The organism is Ramlibacter aurantiacus, from assembly GCF_016722895.1.
Taxonomy (GTDB): domain Bacteria; phylum Pseudomonadota; class Gammaproteobacteria; order Burkholderiales; family Burkholderiaceae_C; genus Ramlibacter; species Ramlibacter aurantiacus.
Window position 1 is genome coordinate 13,459 of the sequence record NZ_JAEQNA010000012.1, and the last position, 22,790, is coordinate 36,248.

General features: G+C 68.6%; 21 protein-coding genes. 13 read left to right on the forward strand and 8 right to left on the reverse strand.

What is annotated here, in order from left to right:
* Positions 1-52: 52 nt before the first annotated feature.
* Positions 53-916 carry an amidohydrolase family protein gene (locus JI739_RS22645; protein WP_201686295.1) on the reverse strand — a complete coding sequence of 288 codons (864 nt, stop codon included), beginning with the start codon at positions 914-916 and terminating at the stop codon, positions 53-55.
* A gap of 93 nt (positions 917-1,009) precedes the next feature.
* Between JI739_RS22645 and JI739_RS22650 the strand changes: the two genes are divergently transcribed.
* The 10 genes from JI739_RS22650 to JI739_RS22695 all read left to right on the forward strand — a co-directional run bounded on the left by JI739_RS22650 (position 1,010) and on the right by JI739_RS22695 (position 11,407).
* Positions 1,010-1,786 carry a crotonase/enoyl-CoA hydratase family protein gene (locus JI739_RS22650; protein WP_201686296.1) on the forward strand — a complete coding sequence of 259 codons (777 nt, stop codon included), beginning with the start codon at positions 1,010-1,012 and terminating at the stop codon, positions 1,784-1,786.
* A 16-nt stretch (positions 1,787-1,802) separates the two neighbouring features.
* On the forward strand, positions 1,803-3,656 hold the full coding sequence (locus tag JI739_RS22655) for a feruloyl-CoA synthase (RefSeq protein ID WP_201686297.1): 1,854 nt from the start codon (positions 1,803-1,805) through the stop codon (positions 3,654-3,656).
* Entirely contained in the window at positions 3,653-5,338 is a 1,686-nt protein-coding gene (locus JI739_RS22660) for an acyl-CoA dehydrogenase family protein (RefSeq protein ID WP_201686298.1), read from the forward strand. The genes JI739_RS22655 and JI739_RS22660 overlap by 4 nt, the downstream gene beginning before the upstream one ends.
* A 4-nt stretch (positions 5,339-5,342) precedes the next feature.
* Entirely contained in the window at positions 5,343-5,798 is a 456-nt protein-coding gene (locus JI739_RS22665; RefSeq protein ID WP_201686299.1) for a MarR family winged helix-turn-helix transcriptional regulator, read from the forward strand.
* Positions 5,799-5,887: 89 nt separating this feature from the next.
* Positions 5,888-6,196: a winged helix-turn-helix transcriptional regulator gene (locus JI739_RS22670; protein ID WP_201686300.1), complete on the forward strand. Its 309-nt coding sequence runs from the start codon at positions 5,888-5,890 to the stop codon at positions 6,194-6,196.
* A 50-nt stretch (positions 6,197-6,246) separates the two neighbouring features.
* Positions 6,247-6,597 carry an FKBP-type peptidyl-prolyl cis-trans isomerase gene (locus JI739_RS22675; RefSeq protein ID WP_201686301.1) on the forward strand — a complete coding sequence of 117 codons (351 nt, stop codon included), beginning with the start codon at positions 6,247-6,249 and terminating at the stop codon, positions 6,595-6,597.
* A 307-nt stretch (positions 6,598-6,904) separates the two neighbouring features.
* Complete coding sequence (gene grpE, locus JI739_RS22680) at positions 6,905-7,474, forward strand: nucleotide exchange factor GrpE (RefSeq protein ID WP_236590000.1); 570 nt, start codon at positions 6,905-6,907, stop codon at positions 7,472-7,474.
* Positions 7,475-7,572: 98 nt separating this feature from the next.
* Complete coding sequence (dnaK, locus tag JI739_RS22685; protein ID WP_201686302.1) at positions 7,573-9,522, forward strand: molecular chaperone DnaK; 1,950 nt, start codon at positions 7,573-7,575, stop codon at positions 9,520-9,522.
* Between the two features lie 83 nt (positions 9,523-9,605).
* Entirely contained in the window at positions 9,606-10,748 is a 1,143-nt protein-coding gene (gene dnaJ, locus JI739_RS22690; protein WP_201686303.1) for a molecular chaperone DnaJ, read from the forward strand.
* Between the two features lie 95 nt (positions 10,749-10,843).
* Positions 10,844-11,407 carry a hypothetical protein gene (locus tag JI739_RS22695; protein ID WP_201686304.1) on the forward strand — a complete coding sequence of 188 codons (564 nt, stop codon included), beginning with the start codon at positions 10,844-10,846 and terminating at the stop codon, positions 11,405-11,407.
* A 6-nt stretch (positions 11,408-11,413) separates the two neighbouring features.
* On the opposite strand, the gene JI739_RS22700 is transcribed toward JI739_RS22695, so the two are convergent.
* Positions 11,414-12,520, reverse strand: coding sequence for a PA0069 family radical SAM protein (locus JI739_RS22700; RefSeq protein ID WP_201686305.1), 1,107 nt, complete (start codon positions 12,518-12,520; stop codon positions 11,414-11,416).
* A gap of 123 nt (positions 12,521-12,643) precedes the next feature.
* On the opposite strand from JI739_RS22700, the gene JI739_RS22705 reads away from it, so the two are divergent.
* The 3 genes from JI739_RS22705 (at position 12,644) to JI739_RS22715 (ending at position 15,865) form a co-directional block, all read left to right on the forward strand.
* Positions 12,644-13,216, forward strand: coding sequence for a GbsR/MarR family transcriptional regulator (locus tag JI739_RS22705; protein ID WP_201686306.1), 573 nt, complete (start codon positions 12,644-12,646; stop codon positions 13,214-13,216).
* A gap of 3 nt (positions 13,217-13,219) precedes the next feature.
* Entirely contained in the window at positions 13,220-14,647 is a 1,428-nt protein-coding gene (locus JI739_RS22710) for a cytochrome ubiquinol oxidase subunit I (RefSeq protein ID WP_201686307.1), read from the forward strand.
* Between the two features lie 168 nt (positions 14,648-14,815).
* Positions 14,816-15,865: a cytochrome d ubiquinol oxidase subunit II gene (locus JI739_RS22715; RefSeq protein ID WP_201686308.1), complete on the forward strand. Its 1,050-nt coding sequence runs from the start codon at positions 14,816-14,818 to the stop codon at positions 15,863-15,865.
* Here the strand turns inward: JI739_RS22715 and JI739_RS22720 are convergent.
* From JI739_RS22720 to JI739_RS22745, 6 genes are all read right to left on the reverse strand, one after another.
* Positions 15,811-16,800, reverse strand: a complete 990-nt coding sequence (locus JI739_RS22720) for an NAD(P)H-dependent flavin oxidoreductase (RefSeq protein ID WP_201686309.1) — start codon at positions 16,798-16,800, stop codon at positions 15,811-15,813. The two genes, JI739_RS22715 and JI739_RS22720, sit on opposite strands and share 55 nt — an antisense overlap.
* 5 nt (positions 16,801-16,805) lie before the next feature.
* Entirely contained in the window at positions 16,806-18,596 is a 1,791-nt protein-coding gene (locus JI739_RS22725) for an acyl-CoA dehydrogenase family protein (RefSeq protein WP_201686310.1), read from the reverse strand.
* A 132-nt stretch (positions 18,597-18,728) separates the two neighbouring features.
* Positions 18,729-19,661 (reverse strand): electron transfer flavoprotein subunit alpha/FixB family protein, encoded by a 933-nt coding sequence (locus tag JI739_RS22730; protein WP_201686311.1) that lies wholly within the window; start codon positions 19,659-19,661, stop codon positions 18,729-18,731.
* Between the two features lie 18 nt (positions 19,662-19,679).
* Entirely contained in the window at positions 19,680-20,429 is a 750-nt protein-coding gene (locus JI739_RS22735) for an electron transfer flavoprotein subunit beta/FixA family protein (protein ID WP_201686312.1), read from the reverse strand.
* A 125-nt stretch (positions 20,430-20,554) separates the two neighbouring features.
* Entirely contained in the window at positions 20,555-21,763 is a 1,209-nt protein-coding gene (locus JI739_RS22740) for a mechanosensitive ion channel family protein (protein ID WP_201686377.1), read from the reverse strand.
* A gap of 47 nt (positions 21,764-21,810) precedes the next feature.
* Complete coding sequence (locus JI739_RS22745) at positions 21,811-22,770, reverse strand: histone deacetylase family protein (protein ID WP_201686313.1); 960 nt, start codon at positions 22,768-22,770, stop codon at positions 21,811-21,813.
* Positions 22,771-22,790: the final 20 nt, after the last annotated feature.

Below are 22,790 nucleotides of genomic sequence, written 5' to 3' on the forward strand. Positions count from 1 at the left end.
TCGTGTTTCCACCGAGGTGCCGCGCGCAAGCAACGGCACCCCTCGCAAGCACCTATTCCAGCCCGAGCAGACGCACCGCATTGCCCTTCAAAATGCCGGGCATGACCTCGGGCTTGAAGCCGGCTTCCTCGAAGTCTTTCATCCAGCGCTCCGGGGTGATGAGCGGATAGTCGCTGCCGAACAGCACCCGGTCCTTGAGCAGGGTGTTGGCGTACTGCACCAGTTGCTTGGGAAAGTACTTGGGGCTCCAGCCGGAGAGGTCGATCCAGACGTTGGGCTTGTGCGTGGCCACCGAGAGCGCCTCGTCCTGCCAGGGCCAGCTGGGATGCGCCATCACGATCTGCATGTCGGGGAAGTCGATGGCGACGTCATCGAGGTGGATGGGGTTGCTGTACTCCAGCCGCAGGCCGCCGCCGCATCGCATGCCCGAGCCGATGCCGCTGTGGCCGGTATGGAAGATGGCCGGCAGCTTGTGCGCGTTGATCACCTCGTAGATCGGCCAGGCCATGCGGTCGTAGGGGTGGTAGCCCTGCACCGTCGGGTGGAACTTGAAGCCGCGCACGCCGTGCTCGGCGATCAGCCGCTCGGCCTCGCGCGCACCCATCCTGCCCTTGTGCGGATCGATGCTGGCGAAGCAGATCATCATGTCCGCGTTCTCGCGCGCCGCCTGCGCGATTTCCTCGTTCGGAATGCGGCGGCGCCCCAGCTTGGCTTCGCTGTCGACGGTGAACATCACCAGCCCCAGCTTGCGTTCGCGGTAGTAGGCGACGGTCTCGGCAATCGTCGGGCGGCGGGCGTTCTTGAAGTACTTGTCGGCGGCGCGGTCGTACTCCTCGCCATAGTTGTCGAAGGGATTCCAGCAACTCACTTCGGCGTGCGTGTGGATGTCGATCGCGATCAGGTTCTGATGGTCCATCAGGGAGCTCCTAGGGTTACTACCGAGCGGCGGCAGGGCTTGCTTTTCGTTATTGTGCATAACAATAATACCGGCTAACGGCAAAACCCTGATATGACCTCCCCCGACATCCAACTCGAGCTGCGCGGCGCTGTCGCCGTGATCCGACTCAACCGCGCGGCCAAGCGCAACGCCATCAACGACGGGCTCGTGCTCGCGATCCGCGACACCTTCGAGCACCTGACCTCCGATGTGCGCGCCGCCGTGATCGTCGGCAACGGCGATCACTTCTGCGCCGGGCTCGATCTGTCCGAGCTGCAGGAGCGGGACGCCGGCCAGGGCCTTCACCATTCGCGCATGTGGCACAAGGCGCTCGACTTCGTCCAGCAAGGCCCGGTGCCGGTCATCGCCGCGTTGCACGGCGCGGTGGTCGGCGGCGGCCTCGAGCTGGCGTCGGCCTGCCACGTCCGGGTGGCCGACGACACCACCTTCTACGCCTTGCCAGAAGGCTCGCGCGGCATCTTCGTGGGCGGCGGCGGCTCGGTGCGCATCCCGCGCCTGATCGGCACGGCGCGCATGCTGGACATGATGCTCACCGGCCGCGTCTACAACGCGGCCGACGGGGAACGCGCCGGCTTCGCGCAGTACCTGGTGCCCACCGGCACCGCGCTGGACAAAGCCCTGGCACTGGCCGAGCGCATTGCCCAGAACGCGCCGCTGACCAACTACGCGCTGATGCATGCCCTGCCCCGCATCGCCGAGCAGCCCGCCGACCAGGGCTTCTTCACCGAAGCCCTGATGGCCGCCATCGCCCAGAGCGCGCCCGAGGCCAAGGAGCGGGTGCGCGCCTTCCTGGAAAAGCGCGCCGACAAAGTCCAGCGAGCCGATTGAACGACCGAGCACCGAGATGAGCGCCAGCCCCCGTTACCGTCCCCTGAAGTTCGGCGTCACCCGCGGCCTGCTGCGCGACGGCGCCGATGGCGTGCGCTACCTGCAGGCCGACCAGGAACTGCAGCCCTACGCCCACCGCATGACCGATCGCCTGGTGCACTGGGCCGAGGTCGCGCCCGAGCGCACCTTCATCGCACGCCGCGTGCGCAACCCCGACGGCACCACCGGCGACTGGCGCCACATCAGCTATCGCGAGGCGCTGGACAGCGCCCGCCGCATCGGCCAGGCCCTGCTGGAGCGCAACCTGTCGGCCGAGCGGCCGGTGCTGATCCTGAGCGAGAACGACCTCGAGCACGCCCTGCTCAGCCTGGGCTGCATCTATGCCGGCGTGCCCTTCTGCCCCGCGTCGCCGGCCTACTCCACCGTCAGCCAGGACTACGACAAGCTGCGCCACATCGTGTCGCTGCTGACCCCGGGACTGGTGTTCGCGGCGGATGCCAGGCGCTACGGCAAGGCCATCGCCGCCACGCTGGGCCGTGACGTCGAGGTGGTGCTGGGCACGGGCAGCCTGGAGCGCCCGAGCACCCCGTTCACCGAGTTGCTCGAAACGTCGCCCACCCCGGCGCTCGAGGCTGCCATGCGGTCCACCGGACCGGGCACCATCGCCAAGTTCCTGTTCACCTCGGGCTCGACCAAGGCGCCCAAGGGCGTGATCAACACCCACCGCATGTGGTGTGCCAACCAGCAGCAGATGCGCCAGAGCATGCCCGTGCTGGCCGAGGAAACGCCGGTGCTGGTGGACTGGCTGCCCTGGAACCACACCTTTGGCGGCAACCACAACTTCGGCCTCACGCTGTACAACGGCGGCACGCTCTACATCGACGACGGCAAGCCCACCCCGGCCCTGATCGGCGAGACCCTGCGCAACCTGCGCGAGATCGCGCCCACCGTGTACTTCAACGTGCCCACCGGGTTCGAGGCCATCGCCAATGCCATGAAGACGGACGACGTGCTGCGCAAGACGCTGCTGTCGCGGGTGCGCATGTTCTTCTACGCCGGCGCCTCGCTCGCGCAGCCGATCTGGGATGCGCTGCACGAGGTGCAGGAGCGCGAGATCGGCGAGCGCATCGTCATGGGCACCGGCCTGGGCATGACCGAGTCCTCGCCCTTCGCCATCTTCATCACCAGCCCCGAGGTGAAATCCGGCTACCTGGGCCTGCCCACGCCGGGCGTGCAACTGAAGCTGGTGCCGGTCGACGGCAAGACCGAGGTGCGCTACAGCGGCCCCAGCATCACGCCGGGCTACTGGCGCAACGAAGCCGCCACCCGCGACTCCTTCGACGACGAAGGCTTCTTCTGCACCGGCGATGCCGTGCAGTGGATCGACGAGAACGACATCCACAAGGGCCTGAAGTTCGACGGCCGCATCGCCGAGGACTTCAAGCTCGCCACCGGCACCTTCGTGAGCGTGGGGCCGCTGCGCGCCCGCATCATCGCGGCCGGCGCCCCCTATGTGCAGGACGTGGTGATCACGGGCCTGAACCGCAACGAGGTCGGCGCCCTGGTGTTCCCCACCGCCGACGTGCGGCGCCTGGCGGGCCTGGGCGCCGACGCCCCGCTGCGCCAGGTGCTCGAGAGCGCACCGGTGCAGGCCCACTTCCAGCAGGTGCTCGACGAGCTGGCGCGCTCGGCCACCGGCAGTGCCACCCGCGTCGCCCGCCTGCACCTGCTCGACCAGCCGCCGTCCATCGACCTGGGCGAAGTCACCGACAAGGGCTCCATCAACCAGCGCGCCGTGCTCAAGCACCGCGACGCGCTGGTCGAGGCCTTCCACGACGAGCGGCAACCCTTCACGCTCAAGCCGCGATGAACTACGTCCCGCCGCTGGCCGACAACCGCTACATCCTCTTGGACGTGCTGGACGCGCCGGCGCAACTGCGCCCCGCGCTCGGCGCCGAAGCCGCGGACCCCGAGCTGATGGACCCGGTGCTGGAAGAGGCGGCGCGCTTCGTCGGCGGCGTGGTCGCGCCGCTGCGCGCGGTGGGCGACCAGCCCGGCTGCCGCTACGAAGACGGCCGCGTCACCACGCCGCCCGGGTTCAGGCAGGCCTACCAGGCCTTTCGCGAAGCCGGCTGGCCGGCGCTGGCCTGCGCGCCCGAGGACGGTGGCCAGGGCCTGCCCTGGGTGCTCGAAGGCGTGCTGTTCGAGTGGCTGAACGCCGCCAACCACGGCTGGACCATGGCGCCGGCCCTGCTGCACGGCGCCTACGAATGCCTGCGCCACCACGGCAGCCCCGAGCTGAAGGCAGCCTACCTGCCCCAGCTGGCGAGCGGCGAGTGGCTGGCCACCATGGCGCTGACCGAGCCGCACGCCGGCAGCGACCTGGGCCTGGCACGCACCCGTGCCGTGCCACAGGCCGATGGCTCGTTCCGCGTCAGCGGCACCAAGATCTTCATCTCCGGCGGCGAGCACGACCTCACCGACAACATCGTCCACCTGGTGCTCGGGCGGCTGCCCGATGCGCCATCCGGCCCCAAGGGCCTGTCGCTGTTCCTGGTGCCCAAGCTGCTGCCGGACGGCCGCCGCAACGGCGCCCACTGCGACCGCATCGAGGAAAAGATGGGCCTGCACGGCAGCCCCACCTGCGTCATGCGCTTCGACGAGGCGCTGGGCTGGATCGTGGGCGGGCCGGGCCGGGGCCTGGCCGCGATGTTCGTGATGATGAATTCGGCGCGGCTGCACGTGGCCCTGCAGGGCGTGGGCCTGCTCGACGCCGCGCTGCAACTGGCCCGCGGCTACGCAGCCGAACGCCGGCAGATGCGAGTGCCCGGTCCGCGCGACGGCAGCCAGCCGGCCGACTTCATCGAAGGCCATCCGGCCATTCGCCGCATCCTGGATACCCAGCAGGCCTGGGTCGACGCGGGCCGGGTGCTGGCCTACCAGACCGGCATCGAGCTGGACCTGGCCCGGTCGCATCCCGATGCCGCCCGGCGCGAAGCCGCGCAGCACTGGTGCAGCCTGCTCACGCCCGTGCTCAAGGCGGCCTGGACCGACCAGGGCTTCCACGGCGCCAGCGATTGCCTGCAGGTGTTCGGCGGACACGGCTACGTGCGCGAATGGGGCATCGAGCAGATCGTGCGCGACTCCCGCATCGCCATGATTTACGAGGGCACCAACGAGATCCAGGCCATCGATCTGCTGCTGCGCAAGGTGCTGCCGGACGGCGGGGCCGCGCTGGGCGCGGTGCTGCTGCGCCTGGCGAGGGACCTCGAAGGCGACTCGCACGCGCCGCTGCTCACGGCCATCGACCGGCTGCAGGCCGCCACCGGCCGCCTGGCGCAGGCGGCGGCCGCCGCTCCCCAGGTGCCTTACTGGATCGCGGGCGACTACCTGCGCGCCACGGCCCTGGTCCTCATGGGCTGGGCCTGGTCACGGCTGGCCAGCCAGCCGGCTGCCGGCGACGAGCGGTGGCGGCGACCGGCCGAGGCCTTCCGCCGCTGGATCCGGCCGGAGCTGGACATGCGCCTGGGCATGCTCGAAACCGCCTCCTGAAGCGATGTCAGAACGTCCCGAACTGCCCAGCGTGGAACAGGTCGACACCAGCTACCTCGAGGGGCTACTGGGCTACAACGCACGCCGCGCGGCGCTGGCGGTGATCGACATCTTCATCGAGCGCATGGCCCCGTACGGCCTGCGCCCGGTGGATTTCTCCGTGCTGTCCCTGATCCGGCGCAACCCCGGCATCACCTCGCGGCAGCTTTGCGCCAGCCTGGGCATCCTGCCGCCCAACCTGGTGGGGCTGGTCAACGCGCTGGAAAAACGTGAACTCATCCGTCGGGAGCCCCATCCGCGGGATGGCCGGGCCATGGGGCTGCATCTCACCGGCGCCGGCCAGAAACTGGCCCAGGACGCCGAACGCACCGCGACCGAGCTGGAATCGCAGGCCGCCGGCCGCCTCACCCCGACCGAGCTGCGCACGCTCAACCGGCTGCTGAAGAAGGTCTACGAGTAAGGCCGCAGGGCCCGGCGGCGCTATTGTTTGTGTAGCACCCCGCGCGTACACTCCGCCCAGGGCACAGCCCCGGCCGGAGAAGAATACGCATGAGTTCCAGAGAGACCGCCGCCGTCACGCAGTTGCTCGCCCTGCTCGAAGCCCGGTATGCGCTGCGTGTCCTGTGGGCCCTGCGCGACGGCCATCCCCAGACGTTCCGGCTGCTGCAGGACAGCGTGGGCGGCATCACGCCCAACACCCTGAACACCCGCATCAAGGAGTTGCGCGAGGCGGGCCTGCTCGACCACGGCGGAGAGGGCTACCAGCTCACCGCACTGGGCACCGAGCTGGTCCGGCGGATGGCTGAGCTGCAGGGCTTCGCCCTGCGCTGGTCGGTGGGACAGGCCCGGCGCAAATAGAGGGGGGCTACACTGGCCGGCTCTTTTTTCGAGCACAGAAAGACCACCTCATGAAGACCACCGCTTCCGGCCTGCAGTACGAAGACCAGCAGGAGGGCCAGGGCGCCGAAGCCCGCGCCGGCCAGCAGGTGCGGGTGCACTACACCGGTTGGCTCTACCAGGACGGCCAGCAGGGCGCCAAGTTCGATTCCAGCCGGGACCGCGGCGATCCTTTCGAGTTCTCGCTGGGCGCCGGCATGGTGATCCGCGGCTGGGACGAGGGCGTCGCCGGCATGAAGGTGGGCGGCCAGCGCACGCTGATCATCCCCCCCGAACTCGGCTACGGCGCCCGCGGCGCTGGCGGCGTGATCCCCCCCAACGCCACGCTGAAGTTCGACGTCGAGCTGCTGGGCGTGCGCTGAACCGGCACCGCGCCGACCCAGCTTTCGCAGCCCGGCGCTTGAAATCGCAGGGCCTGCCCCCACGCTCCTGCAGTGCCTGAATTTCTGCAGATCCACAACAACCATGTCCGATAACCGCACTGAACCGACCTTCGATCCCGACGCCCTTCCGGCCGACCTGGGGGCGGATCCCCGCGAAGCCTCCGCCACCGACCCCGCCGACCGGGCCGCGTTGCAGGCCCGCCTGGCCGAGCTGCAGGCCAAGTACGACGAATTGCAGCGTCGCCACGTCGAGTTGGCGCACCAGCACGTGCGGGTCCAGGCCGAGTTGAAGAACCGGCCGGTCGAGGCCGCCGCCCCCACCCCGGCCGTGGCCGAGCCGCCGCCTGCCGCCCCCGCCGAGGCGCCCAGCGCCACTGATAACGCTGAAGTGCAGGAACTGCAGGGCCAGCTCGCGGAACTGCAGGCCAGGAATGCCGAGCTTTCCGAGCAGTTCCTGCGCGCGCAGGCCGACGTGCAGAACACGCGACGCCGCGCCGACGAGGAGATGTCCAAGGCCCGCAAGTTCGCCATCGAAGGTTTTGCCGAGAGCCTGCTGCCCGTCGCCGACAGCCTGGAAGCGGGCCTGGCCATCAAGGACGCCACGCCCGAGCAGATCCGCGAAGGCGCCGAGGCCACCCTGCGGCAGCTCAAGAGCGCGCTCGAACGCAACAAGGTCATCGAGATCAGCCCGCCCGTGGGCACCCGGTTCGACCCGCACCAGCACCAGGCGATCTCCGCCGTGCCGGTGGACGGCGGGCAGGAACCCAACACCATCGTCAGCGTGCTCCAGAAGGGCTACCTCATCGCCGAGCGCGTGCTGCGCCCGGCGCTGGTGACCGTGGCGGCGTCCAAGTGACGCGCGGCTTGAAACCACCGCCCCCCGCCACAAGTTACACCGCAGACTGAATCGACCGGCCGCAGCGGCCACACCGCACAAGCATCAGGAGAAGACACATGGGAAAAATCATCGGCATTGACCTCGGCACGACCAATTCGTGCGTGGCGGTCATGGAAGGCAACACGCCGAAAGTCATCGAGAACAGCGAGGGCGCCCGCACGACCCCCTCGATCGTGGCCTACCAGGAAGACGGCGACATCCTCGTGGGCGCCTCGGCCAAGCGCCAGGCGGTCACCAACGCCAAGAACACCTTGTACGCGGTCAAGCGCCTGATCGGCCGCAAGTTCGACGAGCCGGAGGTCCAGAAGGACATCCACCTCATGCCCTACCAGATCGTCAAGGCCGACAACGGCGATGCCTGGGTCGAGGTGCGCGGCAAGAAACTCGCGCCTCCGCAGGTGTCGGCCGAGGTGCTGCGCAAGATGAAGAAGACCGCCGAGGACTACCTGGGCGAGCCCGTCACCGAGGCCGTGATCACGGTGCCGGCCTACTTCAACGACGCCCAGCGCCAGGCCACCAAGGACGCCGGCCGCATCGCCGGCCTGGAAGTCAAGCGCATCATCAACGAACCCACCGCGGCGGCCCTGGCCTTCGGCCTGGACAAGCAGGAAAAGGGCGACCGCAAGATCGCGGTCTATGACCTGGGCGGCGGCACCTTCGACATTTCCATCATCGAGATCGCCGACGTCGACGGCGAGAAGCAGTTCGAGGTGCTGTCGACCAACGGCGACACCTTCCTGGGCGGCGAGGACTTCGACCAGCGCATCATCGACTACATCATCTCCGAGTTCAAAAAGGAGCAAGGCGTCGACCTGTCCAAGGACGTGCTGGCGCTGCAGCGCCTGAAGGAAGCCGCCGAGAAGGCCAAGATCGAGCTGTCCAACGGCGCGCAGACCGACATCAACCTGCCCTACGTCACGGCCGATGCGTCGGGCCCGAAGCACCTGAACATCAAGCTCAGCCGCGCCAAGCTGGAAAGCCTGGTGGACGAACTGGTCGAGCGCACCATCGCGCCGTGCCGCACCGCCATCAAGGACGCCGGCGTGTCGGTCTCCGACATCCACGACGTGATCCTGGTGGGCGGCATGACCCGCATGCCCAAGGTGCAGGAGAAGGTCAAGGAGTTCTTCGGCCGCGAGCCGCGCAAGGACGTCAACCCCGATGAAGCCGTCGCCGTGGGCGCGGCCATCCAGGGCCAGGTGCTGGGCGGCGAGCGCAAGGACGTGCTGCTGCTGGACGTGACCCCGCTGTCGCTGGGCATCGAGACCCTGGGCGGTGTCATGACCAAGATGATCACCAAGAACACGACCATCCCGACCAAGTTCGCGCAGACCTTCTCGACGGCCGACGACAACCAGCCGGCGGTGACGATCAAGGTCTTCCAGGGCGAACGCGAGATGGCCGCCGGCAACAAGCTGCTGGGCGAGTTCAACCTCGAAGGCATCCCGCCGGCGCAGCGCGGCATGCCGCAGATCGAGGTGACCTTCGACATCGACGCCAACGGCATCCTGCACGTGAGCGCCAAGGACAAGGGCACCGGCAAGGAAAACAAGATCACCATCAAGGCGAACTCCGGCCTCAACGAGGAGGAGATCCAGAAGATGGTGAAGGACGCCGAGCTGAACGCGGCCGAGGACAAGCGCAAGCTCGAACTCGTGCAGGCCCGCAACCAGGCCGAGGCGCTGATGCACAGCGTGCGCAAGAGCCTGGGCGAGCATGGCGAGAAGCTCGATGCCGGCGAGAAGGAAAAGATCGAGGCCGCCCTCAAGGACGTCGAGCAGGCGCTCGCCGCCGAGGACAAGGCGCAGATCGACGAGAAAACCAACGCCCTGATGGCGGCCAGCCAGAAGCTCGGCGAGAAGATGTACGCCGACATGCAGGCGGCCCAGGCGGCGCAAGCCGCGGGTGCCGGCGGCCCGCAGGGCGGCGGCGCCGAGGCTGGCAACTCCCGCCCGGCCGACGAGAACGTCGTCGACGCCGAAGTGAAGGAAGTCAAGAAGGGCTGATTGCGGCATCCAGGCCTCATCGGCTCGCCGCGTTGGCCTTTCCGGTCAACGCGGCTTTTTTGCTGCATCGGTGACGAAACAACATGGCGACCAAACGCGATTACTACGAAGTCCTGGGCGTGCCCAAGAACGCCTCGGACGACGAGATCAAGAAGTCCTATCGCAAGCTGGCGATGAAGTACCACCCTGACCGCAACCAGGGTGATGCCGCCAAGGAAGCGGAGAGCAAGTTCAAGGAGGCCAAGGAGGCCTACGAGATGCTCTCCGATGCCGAAAAGCGCACCGCCTATGACCAGTTCGGTCATGCGGGGGTGGATCCCAACATGCGCGGCGGCCCGGGCGCGGAGGGCTATGGCGGCTTCGCCGAGGCCTTCGGGGACATCTTCGGCGACATCTTCGGCCAGGGCCGCGCCGGTGGCCGCCCTGGTGGCAGGCAGGTGTTCCGGGGCAGCGACCTGTCCTATGCGATGGAAGTCACACTGGAGGAAGCGGCTGCCGGCAAGGAAGCGCAGATCCGCATTCCGACCTGGGAATCGTGCGACGTCTGCCACGGCAATGGCGCACGGCCCGGCACGCAGGCCAAGACCTGCTCGTCCTGCCACGGCCAGGGCGTGGTGCAGATGCGCCAGGGCTTCTTCAGCGTGCAGCAGACCTGCCCGCAGTGCCGCGGCACCGGCCGCATCATTCCCGAGCCCTGCCCCAACTGCAATGGCCAGGGCAAGGTGAAGAAGCAGAAGACGCTGGAGGTGAAGATCCCCGCCGGCATCGACGACGGCATGCGCATCCGCAGCGCCGGCAACGGCGAGCCGGGGATGAACGGCGGGCCGCCGGGCGACCTGTATATCGAGATCCGGCTGAAGAAACACGAGATCTTCGAGCGCGACGGCGACGACCTTCACTGCGTGGTGCCTGTGAGCATCACCCGTGCGTCGCTGGGCGGCGAGATCGAGGTGCCCACGCTGGCGGGCAAGGCCGTGATCGAGATTCCCGAGGGCACCCAGCACGGCAAGCAGTTCCGCCTGCGCGGCAAGGGCATCAAGGGCGTGCGCTCCAGCTACCCCGGCGACCTGTACTGCCACATCAGCGTCGAGGTGCCGGTGAAGTTGTCCGAGCACCAGCGCAAGCTGCTCAAGGACCTGGACGAGTCGCTGCGCAAGGGCGGGGCCAAGCACACGCCCAGTGAAGGCAGCTGGACCGACAAGCTGAAGGGCTTTTTCAGCGCCTGAGCCGGGGCGGATGGAATGCCAGGTGAACCCTGCACGCAACGCCATGCCTGCTGCGGCTTGCCGCCGCCACGGCTGAGGCCAAGAATGGCGAGCTCATGACGCTCAAGCTGTTCCGCACCACCGGCTATTCCACGATCCTCATGCCCGGCGAGGCCCGGCTCGCCCCGCACCCGGGCTGGGCCGTCTTCGCGGTGAGCCTGTGGATCGGAGTTGCGTGCAACGTGGCGCTGTGGCGGGCCCTGCTCGATCCACAGGCGTCAGCCATGGCCGCCGCGGCAGCCACCGCCGTGGTCACCGGTGCGGTCACGGCGCTGGCACTGAGCGCCCTGTGCTGGCGCCGGACCTTCAAGCCCGTGGCCTCCGGCCTGCTCATGCTGGCTGCGGCGGTGACCACCGGCGCCTGGTTGCAGGGCGGCACCCCCGCGGACCCGATGTCGCTGGCTCAGTCCTACTGGGTCTTTCCGGGGTGGGCCAGCCTGATCGGCTGGCGGGTGCCGCTGATGCTGGCGGTGCTGGGCCTGCTGCCGATGCTGGTGCTGTGGAACACGCAGCTGCGCCGACTGACCGGCCCGGCCCAGCTGCGGGCCAACCTCAAGGCCTTGGTGCTGGCGACGCTGGTGATCGGCGGTGCGGTGCTGCTGCACTGGATGCGCCGCTGACCTCCTTCAAAACAGTCCCTGCTGTCCGTCCAGCGCAGGATGGCGGAACGCCGACACGTCCAGCGCCAGCCGTTCCCGGTTGAAGCCCAGGCGCTCGCAGGCCTTGCGGAACCGCTGCCCGATCAGCTGCGCCCACGGCCCGCTGCCCTTCATGCGGGTGGCGAAGTTGGCGTCGTAGTCCTTGCCGCCACGCATGTCCTGGACCCTCGCCATCACCCGCTGCGCCCGCTGCGGGTAGTGCAGCTGCAGCCATTGGCGAAACAGCGGCGCGACTTCCCAGGGCAGCCTCAGCACGTGATAGAAGGCGCTGCGCGCCCCGGCCTCCCAAGCCGCCTGCAGCACCTGCTCCATGTCCTCGGTGAGGAAGGGAATCTGCGGCGCCAGGCTCACCCCCACTGGAATGCCCGCCTGCGCCAGCGCGCGGATGGTGCGCAGCCGGCGATGGGGCGCGGCGGCGCGGGGCTCGAGGCGGCGGGCGAGCTCGGCGTCAAGCGTGGTGACGGTGATGTACACGCCCGCCAGCCGCTGGCGCGCCATGGGTGCCAGCAGGTCGATGTCGCGCTCCACGCCGCTCGACTTGGTCACCAGGGTCAGCGGATGCCGGCACGCCGACAGCACCTCGATCACCGAACGCGTCAGCCGCAGCTCGCGTTCGATCGGTTGATAGCAATCGGTGACGGTGCCGAGGGCCAGGGGGCGTGCCACGTAGCGCGGATTGGCCAGCTCGCGGCGCAGTTGCTCGGCGACGCCGCGCTTGGCGATCAGGCGCGTCTCGAAGTCCAGCCCCGGCGAGAGGTTCAGGTAGCTGTGGGTCGGCCGGGCGTAGCAATAGATGCAACCGTGCTCGCAACCTCGGTAGGGGTTGAGCGACTGCTCGAAGAAGATGTCGGGTGAATCGTTGTGGCTGATGACGCTGCGCGGCTGCTCCCAGCTCAGCTGCGTGGCCGGCGGCGGCAGCCCTTCCGGATCGTCCGGGTCGGCCGGCCAGCCGTCGTCGAAGAGCTCGCGGGCCTCGGTCTGGAAGCGGTGCGGCAGCCGGGTGGCCGCGCCTCGACCCTTGATCGCAGATAGCGGAACGGCCACTTGCACAGGGTCACTCGAATAGCTGTTCATGCATCCAGTATGGCAATTCGGTGCGGTATCGACAAGGCTTTCGCCAGTACACATGCCCTTAACGGATTTCCGAAATTTCAGTACTTCCTGAAAGTTCATGAGGAACGGCCATAATCGCTGCCCATGTCACTCCAAGACCGTCTTCCGCGCCTGAGCCGGGAGTTCGTCGCGCACTTCGGCGAGATGGGCAGCCGCTGGGGCATCAACCGCACCGTCGGCCAGATCTATGCGCTGATCTTCATTTCCGAGCGGGCGCTCAATGCCGACGAGATCGCCGAAACGCTGGAGTTCTCGCGCTCCAACGTGAGCATGGGGCTGAAGGAGCTGCAGTCATGGCGGCTGGTGCGCCTGAAACACCAGCCCGGGGACCGGCGCGAGTACTTCGAGGCACCGGCGGACGTGTGGGAGATCTTCCGGGTGCTGGCCGAAGAGCGTCGCCGCCGCGAGATCGAACCCACGCTGTCGATGCTGCGCAGCGCGCTGATGGAGGAACCCGCCAACGAGTCCGACCGCCACGCGCAGGAACGCATGCGCCAGATGCACGATCTGATCGACCGCCTGCTGCGGTGGCTCGATGACGTGCAGAAGCTCTCGCCCGAGACCGCGCTGCAGCTCATGGGGATGGGCAGCACCGTGACGCGGGTGCTCGAACTCAAGGACCGGGTGACCGGCCGCAAGCCTTCCAAGGAGAACTGAACGATGGACACCCTGCTCCTGTCTCGCATGCAGTTCGCGGCGAACATCAGCTTCCACATCCTGTTTCCGGCGATCAACATCGCCCTGTGCTGGTTCCTGGTGTATTTCCGCCTGCGCTATTCGGCCGCGCGCGGCACGCCCGCCGCCCAGGCGTGGGAAGAGGCCTATTACCTCTGGACCAAGGTCTTCGCCCTGAGCTTCGCGCTCGGCGTGGTGTCCGGGGTGGTCATGAGCTTCCAATTCGGCACCAACTGGCCGGGCTACATGGAAAAGGTCGGCAACATCGCAGGCCCCCTGCTGGGTTATGAGGTGCTGACCGCGTTCTTCCTGGAGGCGAGCTTCCTCGGGATCATGCTGTTCGGACGCGGCCGCGTGTCCGACCGCGTGCACATGGTCGCGACGCTGATGGTGGCCCTGGGCACCACGCTCTCGGCCTTCTGGATCCTGAGCCTGAACTCCTGGATGCAGACGCCCGCGGGCTTCCGCATCGAAGACGGCGTGGCCCATGCCGAGAGCTGGTTTCAGATCGTCTTCAACCCGTCCTTCCCGTACCGCCTGGTGCACATGCTGCTGGCGTCCACCCTCACGGCCAGCTTCCTGATCGCGGGGCTGTCGGCCTACCAGATCCTGCGGCGCACCACGAACGCCGGCACGCAGAAGGCGCTGGTTGCCGGCGTCGTGGCGGCGGCGATCGCCATTCCGCTGCAGATCGTCGCGGGCGACCTGCACGGGCTGAACACACTGGAGCACCAGCCGGCCAAGATCGCCGCCATCGAAGGCATCTGGCACACCGAGCGACGTGCGCCGCTGACCTTGTTCGGCCTGCCCAACGAGGTCGAGGGCCGCACCGACTACGCGATCACCGTGCCGGGCCTGGCCAGCCTGATCCTGGCGCACGACATCGATGCCGAGCTCAAGGGCCTGAGCGAGTTCAAGGGCGAGCATCCGCCGGTGGCCCCGGTGTTCTGGAGTTTCCGGGTCATGGTCGGGGTGGGCCTGCTGATGCTGGCGGTGTCGTGGTGGATGGCCTGGACGCTCTGGCGCTACGGCCGCAAGATGCGCCGAGTGCAGCCGGCATCGGAGGGACGGCCTTCACCGCACGTGGAGCAGGTGCCGCTGGCGCGCTGGCAGCTGCGCGTGCTCGCCGGCATGACCTTCTCCGGCTGGGTGGCCACGCTGGCCGGCTGGTACGTGACCGAGATCGGGCGCCAGCCATTCATGGTGTACGGCCTCTACAAGGTGGCGGACATGGTGGCGCCGCACGCACCCGGCATGGTGCTGAGCACGTTCGTGGCCTACCTGGCGCTGTACCTGTTCCTGCTGGTCGCCTATGTGCTGGTGCTGATGTACATGGCCAAGCACCCGGCGATGCCGGTCCCGGCCTCCCCGCAAGGTGCCCGCGCCGCCGTGCCGCTGGGCGGTCCCACCTGACATGAGATCCCCCCGAAGCGGCTTGCCGCCTGCTGCCCCCGGGGGGCGCCACCAGCGGCCCGGCGAAACCGGTTCCGCGGTGGTACTGGCGGGCCTGCCGCTGCGCGGCGGCGCGCTGAAGTGGCCCGCTGTCGCGCTGCATCCTGGAGAAACTGAAGAGGAACCGAAATGGACATCACCTGGCCCGAACTGCTGCCCCTGATCTTCATGGGCGTGATGGGGTTGTCGCTGCTCGCCTATGTCGTGCTCGACGGCTACGACCTCGGCGTGGGCATCCTGCTGCCCCTGGCCACCGATGCCGAGAAGGACATCATGGTGTCCAGCATCGGCCCGTTCTGGGACGCCAACGAGACCTGGCTGGTGCTGGGCATCGGGGTGCTGCTGATCGCCTTCCCACGGGCACACGGGCTGGTGCTCTCCACGCTGTACCTGCCGGTGGCCGTGATGCTCGTGGCCTTGATCCTGCGCGGCGTGTCCTTCGACTTCCGGATCAAGGGGCGTGCGGCCTACAAGGGCATGTGGAACGCCCTCTTCGCCGCCGGCTCGCTGCTCGCGGCCATGGCGCAGGGCTGGATGCTGGGCAGCTATCTCACCGGCTTCGACACGAGCGGCTGGTCGCTCGCCTTCTCGGCGCTGATCGCACTGACCCTGCCGACCGCCTATGTCGTCCTCGGCGCCGGCTGGCTCATCATGAAGACCTGGGACGAGCTGCAGCACAAGGCCATGGCCTGGGGCCGTCGAGCCTTGTGGCCCATGGCACTCGCGCTGCTGGCGATCTCGGCGGCCACGCCCCTGGTGAGCCCGACCGTGTTCGACAAGTGGTTCAGCATGCCCGACATCATCGCCCTGCTGCCCATCCCGGTGGCCTGCGCGCTCGGGCTGCTGGCGGCATGGCACGTGCTGCGCCGCCCGGCCGTCGTGGCCGCGGGCTATGGCTGGGTGGTCTTCGCCAGCACGGTGCTGATCTTCGTGCTGGCCTTCCTGGGCCTGGCCTACAGCATCTATCCCTACATCGTGCTGGACCGCATGACGGTCTGGCAGGCCGCCAGCGCGCACGAGAGCCTGGTGATCATCTTCGTGGGCGTGGCCATCACGCTGCCGGTGATCATCGTGTACTCGGTCTTCCTGTACCGGGTGTTCTGGGGCCGTGCCACCGAACTGAGCTACCTGGCCCCGCCACCCGGCGAGCCGCCGCAGAGCCGGGCCCGGGCCTCCTGATACTCGCGGGCCAGCCGCTCCACGAGTTCGGCGGCGCCGAGCACCCGGTCCACCGCGCCGATGCCCTGGCCGCAGCCCCAGATGTCCTTCCAGGCCTTGAGGGCGCCGGCGTTGCCGAAGTTCATGCGGCTCGGGTCGCTCTCGGGCAGGTGGTCCGGGTCGAGCCCGGCCGCGCGGATCGAAGGCTTCAGGTAATTGCCGGCCACACCGGTGAAGAGGCTGGAGTTGACGATGTCGTCGCTGCTGCCGTCCACCACGGCCTGCTTGTAGGCCTGTGACGCACGCGCCTCGTGGGTGGCGATGAAGGCCGACCCGACATAGGCCAGGTCGGCCCCCATGGCCTGCGCGGCCAGCACGGCGCCGCCATGCGCAATGGCGCCCGACAGCGCAATGGGGCCGTCGAACCAGCGGCGGATTTCCTGCACCAGCGCGAACGGGCTGCGCGTGCCGGCGTGGCCCCCGGCGCCGGCCGCCACCGCGATCAAGCCATCGGCGCCTTTCTCGACGGCCTTGCGGGCGAAGCCGTTGTCGATGACGTCGTGCATCACCACGCCGCCATACGCATGCACCGCCTCGTTGACGTCGGTGCGCGCCCCCAGCGAGGTGATGACCACCGGCACCCGGTGCTTGACCAGCATCTGCATGTCCTGTTCGAGCCGGTCGTTGCTCCGGTGCACGATCTGGTTGACGGCAAAGGGGGCGGCGGGCCGCTCCGGGTGCGCCCGGTCGTGCGCCGCCAGGGCTTCGCGGATCTCGTGCAGCCACTCGTCGAGCTGCGAGGCCGGTCGCGCGTTGAGGGCCGGCATGGAGCCGATCACGCCCGCCTTGCACTGCTCGATCACCAGCGCGGGGTGGCTGATGATGAACATGGGTGCGGCGATCACCGGCAGGCGCAGGCCGAGAAACGCCTCGGGCATGCGGGTGGCGCCCTGCATGGCGCTCAGAACGCCTCGGGCGGCAGGGCCATCACGCTGTCGCCGCCCTCGACGATGCTGTCCCTGAGGCCGGGTGCGCGCGAGAGCACATGGTCGGCAAAGAAGTGCGCGGTGCCGATCTTGGCCTTCATGAAGTCGGCCGCCTCGCCCTGCGCCAGCAGCGCCTGCGCCACCAGCAGCGAGCGCGCCAACTGCCAGCCCACCAGCAGTTGCCCCGCGAGCATGAGGTAGGTCACCGAGCCGGCATAGGCGGCGTTGGGCTCGGCCTTGGCCCGGCCGACCATGAAGTCGACCACCTCGAGGAATGCCTGACGGGCCGCGCCCAGGCGCATGTGCATGGCGCGGGCCGCAGGCAGGTCCAGCCGCGCCAGTTCGCCTTCGGTTCGCTCCACCTGGGCCGCGATGGCCCGGGCCGTCTGCCCGCCGTCGCGCACCGTCTTGCGCCCCACCAGGTCGTTGGCCTGGATGGCCGTCGTGCCTTCGTAGATGGGCAGGATACGGGCGTCGCGGTAATGCTGGGCCGCACCGGTTTCCTCGATGAACCCCATGCCGCCGTGCACCTGCACACCCAAGGAAGCGACCTCGACGCCGGCCTCCGTGCTGTAGCCCTTGACGATGGGCACCAGGAAATCGTGGAACGCCTGGTTCTGCCGCCGCACCTGCTCGTCGGGGTGGTGATGGGCCCGGTCGTAGGCGCCCGCCACCACCACGGCCAGTGCCCGGCAGCCTTCGGTGACAGCGCGCATGGTCATGAGCATTCGCCGCACGTCGGGGTGGTGGACGATGGGGGCGCTGGCGGGCAGGCTGCCGTCCACCGGCCGCGACTGCACCCGCTCGCGCGCGAAGGCCGCGGCCTGCTGGTAGGCCCGCTCGGCGATCGCGATGCCCTGCACGCCCACCGCGTAGCGCGCCGCGTTCATCATGATGAACATGTACTCCAGGCCGCGGTTCTCCTCGCCCACCAGGTAGCCCACCGCCCCGCCCTGTTCGCCGTACTGCAGCACCGCGGTGGGCGACGCCTTGATGCCCAGCTTGTGCTCGATGCTCACGCACTGCACGTCGTTGCGTGCGCCCAGCGTGCCGTCGGGGTTGACCAGGAACTTGGGCACCACGAACAGGCTGATGCCCTTGACGCCCTCGGGTGCGCCGGTGACGCGTGCCAGCACCAGGTGCACGATGTTGGCGGCCAGGTCGTGCTCGCCGTAGGTGATGAAGATCTTGGTGCCGAAGACGCGGTAGCTGCCGTCGGGCTGGGGTTCGGCCCGTGTGCGCACCAGGGCCAGGTCGCTGCCGGCCTGCGGCTCGGTCAGGTTCATGGTTCCGGTCCACTCACCGCTCACCAGGCGCGGCAGGTAGGTGGCCTGGAGTTCGTCCGACCCCGCGGTGAGCAGCGCCTCCACCGCACCGTCGGTCAGCAGCGGGCAGAGCGCGAAGCTCAGGTTGGCCGAGTTGAGCATCTCGGCGCAGGCGGCGCCAATGGTCTTGGGCAGGCCCTGCCCGCCATGTTCCGCGGGATGCTGCAGCCCCTGCCAGCCGCCCTGCGTGTACTGACGGTAGGCTTCGCGGAAGCCGGGCGAGGTCTGCACCTGCCCCTGGTCCCAGCGAGCAGGCTCGCGGTCACCGCTGACGTTGAGCGGCGCCACCACCTCTTCATTGAACCGCGCACATTCCTCCAGCACCGCCCGGGCCGTGTCGAAGCCCGCTTCTTCCAGACCCGGCATGCGGGCGATGTCATCGATGCCGGCCAGGTGCCGGATGTCGAACAGCAGGTCCTTCAGAGGGGCGTGGTAGGGCATTGTTCTAGGGGTTGGGGGCTGGGGTTAGGGATCAGGGACCGGAGTGGCTCCAAGACTGAAGCGCACGCCGGCCGGGCGCATCGGCTGTTTCCCTAGCCCTGGAACCCAGGCCCTAGACCTAAACCCTGGCTCTCAAAGCTTCGCCGTCAACTCCGGCACCGCCTGGAACAGATCCGCTTCGAGGCCATAGTCGGCCACGCTGAAGATGGGTGCCTCGGGGTCCTTGTTGATGGCCACGATGACCTTGGAGTCCTTCATGCCCGCCAGGTGCTGGATGGCGCCCGAGATGCCGCAGGCCACGTAGAGCTGGGGCGCCACGATCTTGCCGGTCTGCCCGACCTGCCAGTCGTTGGGCGCGTAGCCAGCGTCCACCGCCGCCCGGCTGGCGCCCAGGGCGGCGCCGAGCTTGTCGGCCAGCGGGGTCATGACCTCGTTGAACTTCTCGGAGGAGCCGAGCGCGCGGCCGCCCGACACGATGACCTTGGCGGCCGTGAGCTCGGGCCGGTCGCTCTTGGCGATCTCCTGGCCAACGAAGCGGCTCTTGCCATTCTCGGGCGCGGCATCGACCTTCTGCACCGTGGCGCTGCCACCGCTGGCGGCCGCGGCGTCGAAGCCGGTGGTGCGCACGGTGATCACCTTCACCGAGTCGCCGCTTTGCACCACGGCCATGGCGTTGCCGGCGTAGATGGGCCGCTCGAAGGTGTCGGGGCCGTCGACGCGGGTGATGTCGGACACCTGCGCCACATCGAGCTTGGCCGCCACGCGCGGGGCGATGTTCTTGCCGCTGGCGGTGGCCGGGAACAGGATGTGGCTGTAGTCGCCGGCAAGCGCCAGCACCTGCGCCGCCACGTTCTCGGCCAAGCCGTGCTCGAAATAGGCCGCGTCGGCGTGGATCACCTTGGCCACGCCGGCGATGCGGCCAGCGGCTTCGGCAGCGGCGCCGGCGTTGTGGCCAGCCACCAGCACATGGACTTCACCGCCGCAGGCGGCGGCAGCGGTCACGGTGTTCAGCGTCGCGCCCTTGATGGACGCGTTGTCGTGTTCTGCGATGACGAGCGATGTCATGGTTGTTCCTGCGGCTCCTCAAATCACCTTCGCTTCGTTCCTCAACTTGTCCACCAGCGTGGCCACGTCGGGGACCTTGATACCGGCGCCGCGCTTGGGCGGCTCGGTGACCTTGAGCGTCTTCAGGCGCGGCGCCACATCGACGCCCAGGTCCTCGGGCTTGAGCACGTCGAGTTGCTTCTTCTTGGCCTTCATGATGTTGGGCAGCGTCACGTAGCGCGGCTCGTTCAGGCGCAGGTCGGTGGTGACCACCGCCGGCAGCGAGACCTCGAGCGTCTCCAGGCCACCATCGACCTCGCGCGTGACGCGGGCCTTGCCGTCGGCCACTTCGATCTTGGAGGCGAAGGTGGCCTGCGGCACGTCGCACAGCGCGGCCAGCATCTGGCCGGTCTGGTTGCAGTCGTCGTCGATGGCCTGCTTGCCCAGGATCACGAGTTGCGGCTGCTCCTTGTCGACCAGCGCCTTGAGCAGCTTGGCCACCGCCAGCGGCTGCAGCTCCTCGGACGTTTCCACCAGGATGGCGCGGTCGGCGCCGATGGCCATGGCGGTGCGCAGCGTCTCCTGGCAGGCGGTGACGCCGCACGAGACGGCGATCACCTCGGTGACCGCGCCTTTTTCCTTGAGCCGCACCGCCTCTTCGACGGCGATTTCGTCGAAGGGGTTCATGCTCATCTTGACGTTGGCGATGTCCACACCCGTCTGGTCCGACTTGACCCGGACCTTGACGTTGTAGTCCACCACCCGCTTCACCGGTACCAGGACCTTCATGCTGGGGAGCTCCTCTGTCGAATGAAACCTCGAGAGCCCTGAACCCGCCCGCGACCCACGGCCACGCGTTCAGAGTCCGCTTAAGAAACCTGGGCCATTCTATGCGGCGGTGCAGCGAGCGCGGCTCAGCCGCGCGCTGCAGGCGCCTGCGCCATGTGGACCACCCGCTGCGGGTACGGGATCTCGATGCCGGCTTCGCGCAGCCCGCGCAGCGCAGCGAGGTTGACGTCGGATCGCACGTTGGCCTGTCCGTTGGCCGGATCGTTGATCCAGTATGTGAGCTGGAACTCGAGCCCGTCGGGGCCGAAGCGCAAGAGCCGCGCGGCCGGGGCCGGCTCCGCGAGGATGCGGGAACAGCCGGCGGCGGCCGCGCACAGGACGCGCTGCACCTGGTCGAGGTCGCTCGCATACGCCACGGTGACGTCGGTGCTCAGCAGGATAAGCGTGTCGGCCAGCGACAGGTTCTCGATACGCTCGGTGATGAGCTTCTCGTTGGGCACGATCGACTCGCGCCCGTTGGGTGCGCGGATGAGGGTGTAACGGGTCTTGATGTCCATCACCTGCCCCTCGAAGTTGTCCACGCGCACCATGTCGCCGATGCGCAGGCTGCGCTCGAACAGGATGACGAAGCCGCTGACGTAATTGGACGCGAGCTTCTGCAGGCCGAAGCCCAGGCCGACGCCGATGGCGCCGCCAAGCACCGACAACGCGGTGAGGTCGACGCCGAGCATCGACAGCGCCACCAGCAGGCCGATGACCAGCAGCCCCGATCGCAGCACGTTGGCCGCCACCCGGCGCAGCGACAGGTCGCCCGTGGCACGTTGCATCACGCGCTGCTCCAGCGCGGCGGAGACCCACAAGGCCACCACCAGCACCGCGCCCGCGGACAACACCCCCTGCAGCAGGCCCAACAGGGTGAAGCGGCTGCGGCCGATGCCGAAACGGATGGACTCCATTTCGGCCAGCACCGTGGGGAGCAACCCGGCGATCCAGAGCACGGCCGCCAGCCAGGCCACCCAGGAAAACAGTCGCTCGACCAGACGGGCGAAATGCGAAGCCGGGAACACCAGCGTGAGCACGCGCGCCAGGAAGCGGATGCCGGCCAGGGACATCAGCACCGGCACCGCGATGCGCAGCAGCGCCACGCCCTGGTGAGGCTGGAGCGCCAGCAAGGAGCTGTAGGTCAGCGCGAGTGCCAGCAACGGGAACAGCAGGCCATCGACGATGAATCGGCCGAACCACACGGACTGGCCGCCCCGGCTGCGGCCGACGGCCCACGCCACCCCGCCGGCGATCGCCAGGCTGGCCAGCAGCGCGAGCACCTGCCACAACATGGCCGGCTGACCCACCTGCCGCAGCAGGTTCTCGATGATCACCGGCCTCACAGGTCGGCCAGGGCGCGCAGGTGCGCCTCGACGCTGGTACCCAGGGCCTGCAGGTCGTAGCCGCCTTCCAGGCACGAGACGATGCGGCCTCGGGCGTGGCGCAGCGCCACGTCGCGCACGCGCTCGGTGATCCAGCGGTAGTCGTCCTCGACCAGCCCCAGTTGCCCGAGCTCGTCGTCACGGTGCGCGTCGAAACCGGCGCTGATGAACACCATCTCGGGCCTGAAGCTCTCCAGCCGGGGCAGCCACAGCCGCTCCACCCGTTCACGCACGGCCGGACCACGGGTATAGGCGGGCACCGGCACGTTGAGCATGTTGCCGGCCCGCGGCGGATCGCCGCTGAACGGATACAGGCCCTGCTGGAAGATGCCCACCATCAGCACGCGTTCGTCGCCGGCCAGGATGTCCTCGGTGCCGTTGCCGTGGTGCACGTCGAAATCGACCACGGCCACGCGGGACAGGCCGTGCCGATCCAGCGCATGCCGCGCGGCGATGGCGACGTTGTTGAAGAAGCAGAAACCCATGGCCCGGTCGCGGCAGGCGTGGTGGCCCGGCGGTCGCACGGCGCAGAACGCATTGGCCAGCTCGCCTGCCATCACCGCGTCGGTGGCGGCCACCGCCGCCCCAGCCGCGCGCAGCGCCGCCGTCCAGGTGTGCGCGTTCAGCGCGGTGTCGGGATCGATGTGCGCATAGGCCGGTCCGCCGGCCTGGCACTGTTCCTCGAGTTCGGCCTGCAGCCCGCGCAGGGCCGCGGCGTGCAGGCGGTCGTGGGCGAGTTCGATGTCGGCCAGCGAGGCGAGCGGCGCCTCGCGCCGCTCCAGCACGTCGGCCAGTCCGCAGGCCAGCAGGCGGTCCTCGATGGCGTCGAGGCGTTCGGGGCACTCGGGATGACCGGGCCCCATTTCGTGGCGGCGGCAGTCGGTATGCGTGAAAAACCCGGTGCTGTGGGCTGGCATGGTCGAACGGCTCGGGAGAG

Bases quoted from the DNA above. Each gene is read 5' to 3' on its own strand.
- JI739_RS22645 (WP_201686295.1), bottom strand. From the start codon at position 916: ATGGACCATCAGAACCTGATCGCGATCGACATCCACACGCACGCCGAA.
- JI739_RS22650 (WP_201686296.1), top strand. From the start codon at position 1,010: ATGACCTCCCCCGACATCCAACTCGAGCTGCGCGGCGCTGTCGCCGTG.
- JI739_RS22655 (WP_201686297.1), top strand. From the start codon at position 1,803: ATGAGCGCCAGCCCCCGTTACCGTCCCCTGAAGTTCGGCGTCACCCGC.
- JI739_RS22660 (WP_201686298.1), top strand. From the start codon at position 3,653: ATGAACTACGTCCCGCCGCTGGCCGACAACCGCTACATCCTCTTGGAC.
- JI739_RS22665 (WP_201686299.1), top strand. From the start codon at position 5,343: ATGTCAGAACGTCCCGAACTGCCCAGCGTGGAACAGGTCGACACCAGC.
- JI739_RS22670 (WP_201686300.1), top strand. From the start codon at position 5,888: ATGAGTTCCAGAGAGACCGCCGCCGTCACGCAGTTGCTCGCCCTGCTC.
- JI739_RS22675 (WP_201686301.1), top strand. From the start codon at position 6,247: ATGAAGACCACCGCTTCCGGCCTGCAGTACGAAGACCAGCAGGAGGGC.
- dnaK (WP_201686302.1), top strand. From the start codon at position 7,573: ATGGGAAAAATCATCGGCATTGACCTCGGCACGACCAATTCGTGCGTG.
- dnaJ (WP_201686303.1), top strand. From the start codon at position 9,606: ATGGCGACCAAACGCGATTACTACGAAGTCCTGGGCGTGCCCAAGAAC.
- JI739_RS22695 (WP_201686304.1), top strand. From the start codon at position 10,844: ATGACGCTCAAGCTGTTCCGCACCACCGGCTATTCCACGATCCTCATG.
- JI739_RS22700 (WP_201686305.1), bottom strand. From the start codon at position 12,520: ATGAACAGCTATTCGAGTGACCCTGTGCAAGTGGCCGTTCCGCTATCT.
- JI739_RS22705 (WP_201686306.1), top strand. From the start codon at position 12,644: ATGTCACTCCAAGACCGTCTTCCGCGCCTGAGCCGGGAGTTCGTCGCG.
- JI739_RS22710 (WP_201686307.1), top strand. From the start codon at position 13,220: ATGGACACCCTGCTCCTGTCTCGCATGCAGTTCGCGGCGAACATCAGC.
- JI739_RS22715 (WP_201686308.1), top strand. From the start codon at position 14,816: ATGGACATCACCTGGCCCGAACTGCTGCCCCTGATCTTCATGGGCGTG.
- JI739_RS22720 (WP_201686309.1), bottom strand. From the start codon at position 16,800: ATGCAGGGCGCCACCCGCATGCCCGAGGCGTTTCTCGGCCTGCGCCTG.
- JI739_RS22725 (WP_201686310.1), bottom strand. From the start codon at position 18,596: ATGCCCTACCACGCCCCTCTGAAGGACCTGCTGTTCGACATCCGGCAC.
- JI739_RS22730 (WP_201686311.1), bottom strand. From the start codon at position 19,661: ATGACATCGCTCGTCATCGCAGAACACGACAACGCGTCCATCAAGGGC.
- JI739_RS22735 (WP_201686312.1), bottom strand. From the start codon at position 20,429: ATGAAGGTCCTGGTACCGGTGAAGCGGGTGGTGGACTACAACGTCAAG.
- JI739_RS22740 (WP_201686377.1), bottom strand. From the start codon at position 21,763: ATGTTGTGGCAGGTGCTCGCGCTGCTGGCCAGCCTGGCGATCGCCGGC.
- JI739_RS22745 (WP_201686313.1), bottom strand. From the start codon at position 22,770: ATGCCAGCCCACAGCACCGGGTTTTTCACGCATACCGACTGCCGCCGC.